A 13,271-nucleotide genomic window follows, 5' to 3' on the forward strand; every position below is an offset into this window, starting at 1 on the left:
GGCCCGGCATCGTGTCCAGGGCTGGCTCACCTGGCCGAACTCATCGCACATTGCGTGTCAATGCGCTCTATAATCGCCAAGTAATTCATATAAAGGACGAACGATGGACTTTAGCACAAAAACATTGGACGCAAAAAACGCCATCACCGGCGTCAAGACCGGCGCCCTGGTCGTTGGCATCTATGAAAACCGCAAACTATCCAAGGCCGCTGGCGCCCTGGACAAGCTGGGCGCCATCAGTGCCGCCCTGAAGTCGGGCGACATTTCCGGCAAGCCCGGCACCACCCTGCTGCTGCGCGGCGTGACCGGCATCGCCGCCGAACGCATCGTGCTGCTGGGCCTGGGCGCCGAAGAAGAGATCAGCGACAAGAGCTTTGCCACCGCCGCCGGCGCGCTGGTGCGCACCCTGGCCACGCTGGGCTGCAGCGATGCCGCCCTGGCCCTGCCTTTCGAGGACGTCAAGGAGCGCGACCTGGCCTGGGCCATCCGCACCGTGGTGCTGGCCGGACGCGACGCGGTCTATCGTTGCGACACCTTGAAGAGCAAGAAAGACCCGGCTCCCACCGGCGTCAAGAAGATCACCCTGCTGGTGGCCGCCACCGAAGGCACCGCCGCCAAGACTGCCCTGTCCGAAGCCGTGGCCCTGGCCAATGGCATGGCCCTGACCAAGGAACTGGGCAACCTGCCCGGCAACGTCTGCACCCCCACCTACCTGGCCAATACCGCCAAGAAGCTGGCCAAGGACTTCAAGCTGGGCGTGGAAGTGCTGGACCGCAAGCAACTGGAAGCGCTGAAGATGGGCAGCTTCCTGTCGGTCACCAACGGCAGCGACGAGCCGCCCAAGTTCATCGTCATCAAGCACCTGGGCGGCAAGGCCAAGGATGCGCCGGTCGTGCTGGTGGGCAAGGGCATCACCTTCGACACCGGCGGCATCTCGCTCAAGCCGGGCCTGAACATGGATGAGATGAAGTACGACATGTGCGGCGCCGCCTCGGTGCTGGGCACCTTCCGTACCATCGCCGAACTGGGCTTGAAACTGAACGTCATCGGCGTCATCCCGACCTGCGAAAACATGCCCTCGGGCCGCGCCACCAAGCCGGGCGACATCGTCACCTCGATGTCCGGCCAGACCATCGAAGTGCTCAACACCGATGCCGAAGGCCGCCTGATCCTGTGCGACGCACTGACCTACGTGGAACGCTTCAAGCCGGCCGCCGTGGTCGACATCGCCACCTTGACCGGCGCCTGCGTCGTGGCCCTGGGCCACCACAACTCGGGCCTGTTCACCCGCGAAGATGCAGCCCACGACCAGTTGGCCAACGCCCTCCTGGCCGCCGGTCGCGACAGCGGCGACAGCGCCTGGCGGATGCCGATCCAGGAGGTCTACCAGGAGCAACTGAAGTCCAACTTCGCCGATATCGCCAACATCGGTGGCCAACCGGCCGGCAGCATCACCGCCGCCTGCTTCCTGGAGCGCTTCACCCGCAAGTACACCTGGGCCCACCTGGACATCGCCGGTACCGCCTGGAAGAGCGGCGCTGCCAAGGGTGCCACCGGTCGTCCGGTCCCCTTGCTGACCACCTGGCTGCTCAACCAGGCACGCGCCAAGTCGGCCCGCGCCTGAGGCCGCCGCAGGGGCGCAGTACATGGTGGAAATAATATTCACGTATCTATCTGCCCTGTCGCTGCGCCAGCCCTGGGCGCCGCAGCCGTCGGCACTGTCCCGGAAACCACCGCTTTGGCGGTGGTTTTTCTTCATATACGGCCTGTTACTGGCCTGGCCGGCCCTGGTACCGGCCGCCAGCTTGCCGCCGGCCCAGACCGTGCGCTTTCCGTCGGCCGATGGCAGCACCGCGCTGACCGGTTATCTGTTTTCGCCGTTCGGCCCGGGGCCACATCCGGCCATGGTGCTGCTGCATGGCCGCGCCGGCCTCTATTCCAGCCGCATCAACGCCCAATGCACGCAGATCGGCCCGGCCATTCCCTCGCCCTGCGACGCCAGCACCCTATCGGCGCGCCACCGCGCCTGGGCCGCCTACTGGCTGGCGCGTGGCTACCTGGTGCTGCTGGTGGACAGTTTCGGGCCACGCGGCGTGGCCCACGGCTTCGGTCGCCATACCCACGGCACACCCCAGCGCGCTGCCGTCAACGAACTGAGCGTGCGTCCGCTGGATGCCGAAGGTGCGCTGACCTGGCTGGCCGGGCGCGAAGAGGTCGATCCGCGCCGCATCATGCTGCAAGGCTGGTCCAATGGCGGCAGCACCGCCTTGAACGTCATGCAGCGCCAGGCGCAACGCCCCGCAGGCAGCCCCAGCTTTGCCGCCGCCCTGGTGTTCTACCCCGGCTGCGGGCCGCAAGCCCTGCTCTCGCGCAGGCCCGAGATCGATAAACCGATCCAGGTGCTGCTGGGCGCGGCCGATGCCGAAGTCTCGCCGCTGACTTGCCAGCGCGTGCTGCGCCATGCCATCCCCATCCGCCAGGCCAGCGCCCCGGTGGTGACGCTCTACCCCGGTGCTACCCATGATTTCGACGACCCCGAGCGCGCCCGCCAGGCCATCGATGCCAACCGGGCCGCACGCCAGGATGCCCTCACCCGCCTGGGCCCCTGGCTGGACCGGCTGCCGATCCAGCCCTGAGTTGCCGCTGCACAAAGTGCGGACGACCGGCTGCAAAGACGACCGTTCCGGTCTAGACTGATCCTCCTTTTGCGGAACACTGCGCACCAATCGTGGTCGGTCAGAAAGCAAGAACGCCGACGCACTTCTTCCCTCCCTGCAAGCAGAAAGGATCAGCATGACCAACGCCAATGCCCATCTCGCGAGCGACCTCTTCCAGCCCGTCCAACTGGGCGCAGTGCAATTGCAGAACCGTATCGTCATGGCCCCGCTCACCCGCAGTCGCGCCCTGGCCGGTGACGTCCCCACCGACCTGGCCGCCGAGTACTATGCCCAGCGCGCCGGGGCCGGCCTCATCATCGCCGAGGCAACGCAAATCTCGCCGCAAGGCAAGGGCTATGCCTGGACGCCGGGCATCTATAACCAGGCTCAGGTGGCCGGCTGGAAAAAGATCACCGATGCCGTACATGCCAAGGGCGGCCGCATCTTCCTGCAGTTGTGGCATGTGGGTCGCATCTCCCACCCCGACCTGCAACCCGGCCACGCCCTGCCGGTGGCGCCATCGGCCATCCGCCCGGAAGGCAATGCCTTCACCGAAAGCGGCTTCAAGCCCTTCGTCGAACCACGTGCGCTGGAGATCGCCGAACTGCCCGGCATCGTCGAGCAATACAAAACCGCCGCGCAACTGTCGATGCAAGCCGGCTTCGACGGCGTGGAAATCCACGCTGCCAATGGCTATCTGCTGGATCAGTTCCTGCGCGACAAGAGCAACCAGCGCACCGACGCCTACGGCGGCAGCATCGAAAACCGCGCCCGCCTGCTGCTGGAGGTGGTGGAAGCAGTCACCTCGGTCATACCCAGCGAGCGCGTGGGCATCCGCCTCTCGCCCATCAGCCCGGCCAACGACATCGCCGACAGCAATCCAGAAGCCCTCTTCCGCTACGTGGTGCAGCAATTGAACCGCTACCAGTTGGTCTACCTGCACGTGGTGGAAGGCGCCACCGGTGGCCCGCGCGAAGTCGAAGGCGGCTTCGACCTGCAGGTGCTGCGCGAGCTCTTCCAGGGCCTCTACATCGCCAACAATGGCTATGACCTGGAGATGGCAGTCCAGGCCCGCGCGCGCAACCTGGCCGACCTGGTGGCCTTTGGCCGGCCATGGATCGCCAACCCCGATCTGGTGCAACGCTTCAAGGCCGGTGCCGCACTGGCCCAGATCAACCAGGCCACGCTCTACGGCGGCGGCGCCGAAGGCTATACCGATTACCCGCCGCTGCAACCGGCATGATGGTGGTCTGAGAGCGGCCCAAGCGCCGAGTGCCCAGCACGGCCTGCCACCTGGCAGGCCGTTTTTTCGGCTGTGCTGGAATGTGACGTTTCCTGCAGCGGCTTCACGCATTTCGTACGAGACGCTGCCCCGGCCCGTTACAATGCCGGTTGCGTTCTCATCCACCGCCCAACATGAAAAATTATTTCGCCGCCCTTATCCTGGCCTGCGGCAGCCTGTCCGTGCAGGCCCAGCAGGTCGCACCGTCCGACAGTGCCACCGATCCCCTGCAACTGCAGGACCGCATCACCGGCGACCTTGGCGCCGGCCTCTACCGGCTCGACCGCAACGACCTCAAGCGCCGCAGTGAAACGCTGGCATTGCCCTATGCCTACTTTGACTATGGCCGCTTCTTCGCCCGCGTCGATACCTTCGGCATCAAGACCGCCCGCATGGGCTATGGCTATCTGGAACTGGCTGGGCGCGTGAACGTCGAAGGCTTCAACGCCGACCACGGCCTGCACCGTCGCTCCAATCCCATCCCGCTGGGCCTGGGCACCTACCAGGAAACTCCGTTCGGCGCCTTCTTCCTCAATGTCTTCCGCGACTTCAATACCTCGCATGGCACGCTGGCCGAAGCCATCTATGCCGCCCAGGTCGACCTGGGCCGGGTCAGCATCTACCCGGAAGCCGGGGTGGAATATCGCAGCAGCAGCTACAACGATTATTACTTCGGCGTCTCCGCCAGCGAGTCCGCCGCCAGCGGCCTACGCCAATACAGTGTGGGTTCTTCCACCAGCCCGATCTTCGGCCTGGCAGCCGATGTACCATTAAGCGGCGACTGGCATCTGAACCTGCACTGGCGCCGCAAGTGGCTCGACAACACCGTGAGCGACAGCCCGCTGGTTCGTCGCCGCACCGACGACACCGCCATCGTCGCACTAAGCTACCACTTCAAGTAAGCCCTCCCACTGCACGCCCCCTGTCACACGAGCGTAGCGACGTGTGACAGGGCGCAAGCGCCGCCTTCCTCCTCTGCGTTCCATCATCGCCGCCTCATTCTTGCGGGCGATATTGCCCTGCTCATTTCCCTTTCCTCTTATGGCGCCTTGCTTCATGGATACGCCTTGATCCGCACGGAAACATTTTAGAATATTTTCATACGTCACTTTTTCTCATGTAAATTTTGTCCTATTTTTCAGCCCACAAGAAAAATAAATTAACTGAGGAAACTTAATTTCCGCACCAAAACAAATTGCCTTGCAAAAACAAGCACAATTCCTGAAAGCGTTTACCAGAGCGGCTTTCAGCGTTTCCGAACCACAATACAAATTAAAATAAAACGTAATATTCAGTTGCGATAATTAGTATTTTTATATTAATCTAATTTCATCACCATGACTAAATATCACAAATGGAGTTGCTAATCCGGCCTCGCCAGCAGCAACAGTGAAACCCGTCTGAGCACTCCTCCTTGCAATGCTTTCGTCGTCAAATCGCAGTCCATCGAACTTGAAAGAGGTGTTGTAATGAAAAAACTGTCGAGCAGTTTCCTTGTTGCATCCGCCCTCCTCGCCATGGCTTGCTCAGCCAGTGCGGCAGACATCCAACACTCGCAAGCACTGGTGTGGACCGATGCCACGTCCACTTTCAATGCGAGTTTCGGCACTGGCACCACCGGCAAGAGCTTCCTGGAGAAATTCACCTTCACCGTCAGCAGCGTCGGCTCCTCGGTCTCCTCGGCGCTGGTCTCGATTGCTTTGGGCAACATCTCCAGCGTGAGCATCAGCAGCTTCACCTTAAGCGGCAACGGCCACACCTATACCGGCATCCAACAAAGCAGCGGTGACCTGCAGACCTTCAGCCTGAGCACCAATGGCCTGAACCCCGGCTTGTACACACTGTCGGTAGCAGGCAGTGTGCTGGGCAGCAAGGGCGGCAGCTTCGCAGGCAACATCAGCGTGGCAGCGGTGCCGGAAGCCTCGACCACCGCCATGATGTTGGGTGGCCTGGGCTTGATCGGCTTTGCGGCTTATCGTCGCCGCAAGTCCGGTGACAAGAGCGAGCAGATGAACGGCGCGCAGATGATGGCGGCGTGATGGGCGGGTGCTGACGGTTGATGGTGATGTCCTGACTATCGATGTCGCAACCAGGGGAGCACCGGAGACGGCGCTCCCCTTCTGCCTGCCGACCGGCGCCAACCCGATCGATATGTGGCTGGCATGAATGCGGTAAGATGGCGACCTTCGCCCGCAAGGGTTGTCTCCGATTCACCACCGCATTGTCCCCATGAAAATCGCCACCTGGAACGTCAACTCCCTCAAGGTCCGCCTGCCGCAAGTCTTGAAATGGCTGGAAGAAAACCCGGTCGATGTGCTCTGCCTGCAGGAAACCAAACTGACCGACGACAAGTTCCCCGCCGCCGAGATCGCCGCGGCCGGTTACCTGGTCGAGTTCTCGGGCCAGAAGACCTATAACGGCGTGGCCATCCTGTCGCGCCATCCGATGAATGACGTGGTCAAGAACAATCCGCTGTTCCCCGATGAACAGCAACGCATCATCGCCGCCACCATCGAAGGCGTGCGCTATGTGTGCGCCTATATTCCCAACGGCCAGTCGCTGGACTCCGAGAAGTATCCCTACAAGCTGAACTGGCTGGCAGCGCTGCATGAATGGCTGGCCCAGGAGAAAGCCAGCAATCCGCGCCTGGCCCTGCTGGGCGACTACAACATCGCCCCCGAAGACCGCGACGTGCATGATCCAGTGGCCTGGCAAGGCCAGGTGCTGGTGTCCGAACCCGAGCGCGAGGCCTTCCGCAAGCTGCAGGCGCTGGGCCTCACCGACTCCTATCGCCTCTTCGAACAGCCGGAAAAGATGTATAGCTGGTGGGATTATCGGCAGATGGGCTTCCGCCTCAATCGGGGTCTGCGCATCGACCACATCCTGTTGTCGGAAGAACTGGTGCCGCGTTGCACCGCCTGCGTGATCGACAAGGTGCCGCGCAAGTGGGAACAGCCTTCGGATCACGCGCCGGTGATCGCGACGCTGGCAGACTGAAATCGATTCAGATCATCCGTAAATGATTTATATCATTTACGGATGATCCTGCTCAACGCCACCCTCGGGTGGCGTTTATTCTTTCTTGTTGCGCATGTTCTTTTCGAACTGCACGTCCAGCTTGCTCACGCGCTTGGCCTTCTGCGGCCCCTGGGCATTGACGAAGGTGACGAAGTCGTCAAGTTCCATGGCTTCGTTGAGCTTTTCCAGCGGCTGGCCCACTACGCGCCGGGTCAGGATGAAACGTTCATCCGAGGTGCGCAGCATGGAATATTCACGCGATTCGGTGCGATTGTTGAGACGCTCGATGGCGCTGGCGGCGCGGGTCGATCTCATCAGTGGGCCTCCTGCAGTTTGAGTTGCCAATAGCCCACGTCGATCCAGCGCCCCATCTTGTAACCCACTTCCGTGAAGACGCCACACTTCACGAACCCCACGCTCTCATGCAAGGCCACGCTGGCCGGGTTGGGCTGGGCGATGCCGCCGATGACCAGGTGTACGCCCAGGGGCTTGAGCCGGGCGATCAATGCACGGTACAACTGCTTACCGATGCCACGTCCACCGGCATCGTGACGCAGGTAGACCGAGCTTTCCACCGAGTGCTGGTAAGCCGCGCGCGGCTTCCATTTGCTGGCATAGGCATAACCCAGCACCTCACCGTTCTCTTCAAAGACCAGCCAGGGAAACTGCGCCTGCACCTCGGCAATGCGCGCGGCCATGGCCTCGACGCTGACCGCTTCGGTCTCGAAGCTGATGACGGTGGTCTGGACGTAATGGTTGTAGATGCCGCACAGGGCGGCAGCGTCGGCGGCGGTGGCCGGGCGGATGGAAGGCTGCATGGGCGAATGGGCGAATGGAAGAGCAAACGGAATCGAAGCCGTCAGTGTAACCAAATTAAGCCCGCCATGGCGGCCATGCTGCGCGCATGACCGCCACACCTCCGATGGCACAAGCGACCGCTCAACCGGCTCAATCGCGCAGTGCCGCGCGCACCTGTTCCAGTGCAGCCGGATCCTCGATGGTGGGCAGGTCGCCCGCATCGCGGCCTTCGCAGATGGATTGTATGGCCCGGCGCAACAGCTTGCCCGAGCGCGTCTTGGGCAAGCCGCTGACGAAGAACACCCGCGCCGGACGCCCCACGGCGCCGATCTGCTTATCGACCACGCCCATGATCTCGGCTTCCAGCGCCTTCCTCTGTTCCGGTGTGGCAATGGCATCGGCCTGTTTGGGGATGGCGAAGGCAAAGGCCACCTGCCCCTTCAACTTGTCTTCCACCCCGACCACGGCCACCTCGGACACATTGGGATGGCTGGAAATGCTTTCTTCGATTTCACGCGTGCCCAGGCGATGGCCGGCGACGTTGATGACGTCGTCGGTGCGGCCCAGGATGAAGTAGTAACCGTCCGCATCGCGGATGCCCCAGTCGAAGGTGGAATACACCTCGCGCGGCAGGCTGCGCCAGTAGGTGTTCACGAAGCGCGCATCGTCGCCATAGACGGTCTGCATACATCCCGGCGGCAACGGCCCTTCGATGGCCACCACGCCCTTCTCGCCGGCCGCGCAAGGCTCGCCGGTAGCTTCATTGAGGATGGCCAGGCGGTAGCCCGGCATGGGCACGCCCGGACTGCCCAGGCGGGTGGGCTTGTCGCTGATGCCCTTGGCGATCGAGATGATGGGCCAGCCCGATTCGGTCTGCCAGTAGTTGTCGATGACCGGCACCTTCAGGGCGCCGGAAATCCAGCTGGAGGTGGTTTCATCGAGCGGCTCGCCCGCCAGGTAGAGCGCCTTGAGCGACGACGTGTCGTAGCGCTCCATGCATTCGGGCGGCTGCTTCTTGAGCACGCGAATCGCGGTGGGCGCGGAGAACATGCGGCTGACCTTATATTTCTCGACGATGCTCCACCAGATGCCGGCGTCGGGCCGGATCGGCAGGCCTTCATAGAGCACGGTGGCCATGCCGGCGATCAGCGGTCCATAGACGATGTAGGAGTGGCCCACCACCCAGCCGATGTCGGAGGTGCAGAAGTAGGTCTGGCCGGGCTGGCCGCAGAAGATGTGCTGCATGGATGAGGCCAGCGCCACCGCATAGCCGCCCACATCGCGCTGCACGCCCTTGGGCTTGCCAGTGGTACCGGAGGTGTAGAGCACGTAACTGGTGTCGTTCGATTCCAGCCAGGTGACCGGCACCGGCTGGTCCAGGTGCTGCTGGCGTAACTGCGCGTAGTCGACGTCACGCTGCGGCGTGCGCGCCATCTCGGCCAGGCCGCGATCCACCAGCAGCACCCGCTGCGGCTTGTGCTGGGCCAGGTTGATCGCCTCATCCAGCAGCCCCTTGTAGGGAATCACCTTGCCGCCGCGCGAGCCGGCATCGGCCGACACGATCAGGCAGGGTTGCGCATCATCGATGCGCGAAGCCAGGCTGTTGGAGGCAAAGCCGCCGAACACCACCGAATGCACCGCCCCGATGCGCGCGCAGGCCAGCATGGCAAACACGGCCTCGGCGATCATGGGCATGTAGATCAACACGCGGTCGCCGCGCTGCACGCCCAGCGCCAGCATGGTGGCGGCTATGGCCTGCACTTCGCGGTGCAGTTCGGCAAAGTCGTAGACGCGCTCGCTATTAGTTTCGGTGGAAATGGCAATGAGCGCGGCTTGCGTGGGGCGCTCGGCCAGGTGACGGTCCACCGCGTTGTAGCACAGATTGGTGGTGCCGCCGATGAACCAGCGCGCAAACGGCGCGCGCGAATAATCGAGGGTGCGGGTGAAGGGCGTCTCCCAGTGGATGCGCTGTGCTTCCTCGGCCCAGTAGGTGTCGGGATGCTCGATGGAGCGGCGATAGAAATCCTCGTATTGCATGACGTCTCCTCATGACTTTCGAATTGAAAACGGCTGTCGCCCTGGGCTATCGTGGCTTGCGGGTCGTGCGTCGGGTGGCTCTCGTGCAAGGTGCTTGCTCGGCCTTCATGCGACGTTCTGATCAGTCTTGCACCTGAAGCTTACGGTGGGCTGAATCGGCCCGCGCCATGCCGGGTTGCCACTGATGCAGATCAAGTCTGGTGCTGCCGACGCAATGCCACGCTACGCCACGCAATGCAATGCACCGGCAAGCAGAATCGATGCCGCTGGCACAAGACCGACGGCATGACAAGGGAAGAGGAAACGGGAGGAAAGAAGAACGCGCCGCAGTCAGCTCATCACCACGACGCGCTGCGCCTTTAGCGCGTGCGGCAATCGTTGGCGAGCTGCTGCCCGATCTTGGAATTGAGCAGCATGGACTTCGACGGGATCTGGATCCACACCAGGCCTTCGCCCTTGTTCTCCAGGCGTACTGCACCGGTCGAGGTGCTGACCGGGTTCATCATGTAACTGCTGCCTTTCCACACCAGCGTGACGCCATCGGTGACGCGGCCATCCATGCGGATTTCGACCTTGTTGCCCATCTCGCAGCTGAAGGCACCGGTCTTCAACTGAGTGGCCCAGGTCGGTTGCGTGGCTGCGGGCGCTTGCAGCAACTGCGGCAAGACCGGCTTGGTTTCGGTGACCGGCACCGGGGTGGAAGAACAGGCGGCCAGTGCTACAGCAGCGGCAGCGGCCAGTCCCAGGGACTTGAAAGGAAAATGGGAAATACGGCGGGAAATACCGCAGGAAACGATGGCAGCAATCATCGGATGATCCATGGAGAGTCGGGGGTGGACGCGGGGAAGAAAAAGATCCGACCGCATCTTAACAAGTTATTGCACCGGACTCGACCACATGTAACGCTTGTTACAAATCTACAATCTGTTGTGATCGGCTACCACCTGGGGAATGCGGCGACCAGCCCTGGCCGCCGCTTCCTTCTTCTTGCTGCTCCCGCGCCCTCTTCCTCCCTTGCCCCATCAATGCACTGCGTGTTGGCTTCCTGCCATCAATACATATTGCATATTGCTGATTGGCTGATCGGCTTATTTGCGCTTGCCGATCGGCACGAACTTCAAGTCTTCCGGGCCCACGTAGTTGGCCGAGGGGCGGATGATCTTGTTGTCGATGCGCTGCTCGATGATGTGCGCGGCCCAGCCCGAAGTGCGGGCAATGACGAACAGCGGCGTAAACATCGCGGTGGGCACGCCCATCATGTGGTAGGACACGGCCGAGAACCAGTCCAGGTTGGGGAACATCTTCTTGATGTCCCACATGACCGTTTCCAGGCGTTCGGCGATATCGAACATCTTGGTCGAACCGGCTTCCTTGGAGAGCTTGCGTGCCACTTCCTTGATGACCTTGTTGCGCGGGTCGGAGATGGTGTAGACCGGGTGACCGAAGCCGATCACCACTTCCTTGTTCTCGACGCGGCGACGGATGTCGGCTTCGGCTTCGTCGGGATTGTCATAGCGCTTCTGGATCTCGAAGGCCACTTCGTTGGCGCCGCCATGCTTGGGACCGCGCAGCGCACCGATGGCGCCGGTGATGGCCGAGTACATGTCCGAACCGGTACCGGCGATGACGCGGCCGGTGAAGGTGGAGGCATTGAATTCGTGTTCCGCGTACAGGATCAGCGAAGTGTGCATGGCCTTTTCCCAGGCCTCGGAGGGCTTTTCGCCATGCAGCAGGTGCAGGAAGTGGGCGCCGATGGAGTCGTCATCGGTCTCGACTTCGATGCGCTTGCCGTTGTGGCTGTAGTGGTACCAGTACAGCAGCATGGAACCGAGGGAAGCCATCAGGCGGTCGGCGATGTCGCGCGCGCCGGGGGTGTTGTGGTCATCCTTCTCGGGCAGCACGCAGCCCAGAGCCGACACGCCGGTGCGCATCACATCCATCGGGTGCGAGGCGGCCGGCAGCCATTCCAGCGCCGCCTTGACGTTGGCCGGCAGGCCGCGCAGGGCTTTCAGCTTGGCCTTGTAAGCGCGCAGTTCGGCCGCGGTGGGCAGCTTGCCATGCACCAGCAGGTGGGCGATTTCTTCGAACTCGCAGCTATCGGCCACATCCAGGATGTCGTAGCCGCGATAGTGCAGGTCATTGCCGGTCTTGCCCACGGTACACAGGGCAGTGTTGCCGGCGGTGACGCCAGACAGGGCAACGGACTTCTTGGGCTTGAAACCTGCGGCTTGTTGTTCGCTCATCGTGTGCTCCTCGTATTCGCTATTCGGTGAAAACCATTATCGGAAGGGATTACTGATTGACGTCTTACTTGTTCTTCTGCTGGGCAAACAGCGCATCCAAGCGCTGCTCGTAGCTGTGGTAATCGATGCGGTCGTACAGTTCCATGCGGGTCTGCATGGTATCGACCACGTTCTTCTGGGTGCCGTCGCGGCGGATCGCCTGGTAGACGTTTTCGGCGGCCTTGTTCATGGCGCGGAAGGCCGACAGCGGGTAGAGCACCAGCCCGACGTCCGCGCCCTTCAATTCTTCCACCGTAAAGAGCGGGGTCGAGCCAAACTCGGTGATGTTGGCCAGGATCGGCACCTTGACCGCGTTGGCGAACTGCTGGTACATGGCCAGGTCGGTGATGGCTTCCGGGAAGATCATGTCGGCACCGGCCTCGACGCAAGCCACGGCGCGCTCCACGGCGGCCTCCAGGCCTTCCACGGCCAGCGCATCGGTGCGCGCCATGATGACGAAGTTGTCATCGGTGCGGGCATCCACGGCGGCCTTGATGCGGTCCACCATTTCCTGCTTGCTGACGATTTCCTTGTTGGGACGATGGCCGCAGCGCTTGGCGCCGACCTGGTCTTCGATATGCATGGCAGCCGCGCCAAACTTGATCATCGACTTGACGGTACGCGCCACGTTGAAGGCCGAGGCACCGAAGCCGGTATCCACATCCACCAGCAACGGCAGGTCGCACACATCGGTGATGCGGCGCACGTCGGTGAGCACGTCATCCAGACTGGAAATGCCCAGGTCGGGCAAGCCCAGCGAGCCGGCGGCCACGCCGCCACCGGACAGGTAGATCGCACGGAAACCGGCGCGCTTGGCCAGCAAAGCATGGTTGGCGTTGATCGCGCCGATGACTTGCAGCGGGGATTCTTCCTTGACGGCCTGGCGAAACGCTGCGCCTGCGGAGTGGAGAGCCATGGTGGACACCTTCTTGATAAGGGTAGGTTGCTGGATGGACGGGATGCTGGCGTGGCAGCGGTAGCGGGGCTGCCGACTGCGGTGCTTGTCGTTCACTATTGCAACGGTCGTGCCATCGCAGTGCAGCATGGGATGCTTGGTCCTGCGAATAAACCTTCATACAGGCTGGAACCCACGTCAGATGGGGGATGTCAGCACCGACCCTGGTCGGCGGCGAGCAAGCTTTGTGGCTACCCGGACTTGATCTGGCACAAGCATCCCGGTTTCACCAGTGTTACATT

At 62.4% G+C, this 13,271-nt stretch carries 12 protein-coding genes; 6 read left to right on the top strand and 6 right to left on the bottom strand.

The window, feature by feature from the left end; all coding sequences use genetic code 11:
• The first annotated feature begins 103 nt into the window (after nt 1-103).
• From RC54_RS16490 to xth, 6 genes are all read left to right on the top strand, one after another.
• Nucleotides 104-1,624: a leucyl aminopeptidase gene (locus RC54_RS16490; protein ID WP_058896148.1), complete on the top strand. Its 1,521-nt coding sequence runs from the start codon at nt 104-106 to the stop codon at nt 1,622-1,624.
• 22 nt (nt 1,625-1,646) lie between these two features.
• The gene (locus RC54_RS16495) at nt 1,647-2,636 is read left to right on the top strand and encodes a dienelactone hydrolase family protein (protein WP_244216361.1); all 990 of its coding nucleotides are present in this window, start codon (nt 1,647-1,649) and stop codon (nt 2,634-2,636) included.
• 157 nt (nt 2,637-2,793) lie between these two features.
• The gene (locus RC54_RS16500; RefSeq protein WP_061788996.1) at nt 2,794-3,900 is read left to right on the top strand and encodes an alkene reductase; all 1,107 of its coding nucleotides are present in this window, start codon (nt 2,794-2,796) and stop codon (nt 3,898-3,900) included.
• Between the two features lie 173 nt (nt 3,901-4,073).
• On the top strand, nt 4,074-4,841 hold the full coding sequence (locus RC54_RS16505) for a MipA/OmpV family protein (protein ID WP_061788997.1): 768 nt from the start codon (nt 4,074-4,076) through the stop codon (nt 4,839-4,841).
• Between the two features lie 567 nt (nt 4,842-5,408).
• The gene (locus tag RC54_RS16510; protein WP_058896151.1) at nt 5,409-5,978 is read left to right on the top strand and encodes an FxDxF family PEP-CTERM protein; all 570 of its coding nucleotides are present in this window, start codon (nt 5,409-5,411) and stop codon (nt 5,976-5,978) included.
• 190 nt (nt 5,979-6,168) lie between these two features.
• Nucleotides 6,169-6,936 carry an exodeoxyribonuclease III gene (gene xth, locus RC54_RS16515; RefSeq protein WP_058896152.1) on the top strand — a complete coding sequence of 256 codons (768 nt, stop codon included), beginning with the start codon at nt 6,169-6,171 and terminating at the stop codon, nt 6,934-6,936.
• A 75-nt stretch (nt 6,937-7,011) separates the two neighbouring features.
• Here the strand turns inward: xth and RC54_RS16520 are convergent, their stop codons facing one another.
• The 6 genes from RC54_RS16520 to prpB form a co-directional block, all read right to left on the bottom strand.
• Entirely contained in the window at nt 7,012-7,272 is a 261-nt protein-coding gene (locus RC54_RS16520) for a hypothetical protein (RefSeq protein ID WP_058896153.1), read from the bottom strand.
• Nucleotides 7,272-7,775: an arsinothricin resistance N-acetyltransferase ArsN1 family B gene (locus RC54_RS16525; RefSeq protein WP_058896154.1), complete on the bottom strand. Its 504-nt coding sequence runs from the start codon at nt 7,773-7,775 to the stop codon at nt 7,272-7,274. Before RC54_RS16525 ends, RC54_RS16520 begins: the two co-directional genes overlap by 1 nt.
• 130 nt (nt 7,776-7,905) lie before the next feature.
• Complete coding sequence (locus tag RC54_RS16530) at nt 7,906-9,792, bottom strand: propionate--CoA ligase (RefSeq protein ID WP_061788998.1); 1,887 nt, start codon at nt 9,790-9,792, stop codon at nt 7,906-7,908.
• A gap of 359 nt (nt 9,793-10,151) precedes the next feature.
• Nucleotides 10,152-10,601, bottom strand: coding sequence for a hypothetical protein (locus RC54_RS16535; protein ID WP_061788999.1), 450 nt, complete (start codon nt 10,599-10,601; stop codon nt 10,152-10,154).
• Nucleotides 10,602-10,880: 279 nt separating this feature from the next.
• Nucleotides 10,881-12,035: a bifunctional 2-methylcitrate synthase/citrate synthase gene (prpC, locus tag RC54_RS16540; RefSeq protein WP_058896157.1), complete on the bottom strand. Its 1,155-nt coding sequence runs from the start codon at nt 12,033-12,035 to the stop codon at nt 10,881-10,883.
• Between the two features lie 64 nt (nt 12,036-12,099).
• Nucleotides 12,100-12,990, bottom strand: a complete 891-nt coding sequence (gene prpB / locus RC54_RS16545; RefSeq protein ID WP_061789012.1) for a methylisocitrate lyase — start codon at nt 12,988-12,990, stop codon at nt 12,100-12,102.
• Nucleotides 12,991-13,271: the final 281 nt, after the last annotated feature.

Source organism: Herbaspirillum rubrisubalbicans, from assembly GCF_003719195.1.
GTDB lineage: Bacteria > Pseudomonadota > Gammaproteobacteria > Burkholderiales > Burkholderiaceae_D > Herbaspirillum > Herbaspirillum rubrisubalbicans.